This is a genomic window from Shewanella sp. Sh95 (genome assembly GCF_001308045.1).
Classification (GTDB): Bacteria; Pseudomonadota; Gammaproteobacteria; order Enterobacterales; family Shewanellaceae; genus Shewanella; species Shewanella xiamenensis.
The window spans coordinates 1-333 of sequence record NZ_LGYY01000148.1; the positions used below are offsets into that span (position 1 = coordinate 1).

General features: G+C 45.3%; 1 rRNA gene. It reads right to left on the reverse strand.

Annotation, left to right across the window (positions count from 1 at the left end):
* Window position 1: 1 nt before the first annotated feature.
* A 5S ribosomal RNA gene (gene rrf / locus AEA42_RS11250) occupies window positions 2–117 on the reverse strand.
* Window positions 118–333 lie beyond the last annotated feature (216 nt).

Genomic DNA, 333 nt, shown 5'->3' on the forward strand with positions numbered 1-333 from the left:
CGCTTGGCGATGACCTACTCTCACATGGGGAGACCCCACACTACCATCGGCGCGATTGCGTTTCACTTCTGAGTTCGGGATGGGATCAGGTGGGACCACAATGCTATTGTCACCAAGCAAATTTGGTTTAAACAAGACTCGAGAGCGCACTCCGTGCTGCTAGATTCTAGGAACTAAAATCTGCTCTTATCTTATTTAATAATTCGGAAAGCTGTATTGAGTACCACTTCTTAAGTGTTTCTATTCGTCTAAGTGCTACTTAGCAAAACCCATCTGGGTTGTATGGTTAAGCCTCTCGAGTCATTAGTATCAGTTAGCTCAACGCCTCACAAC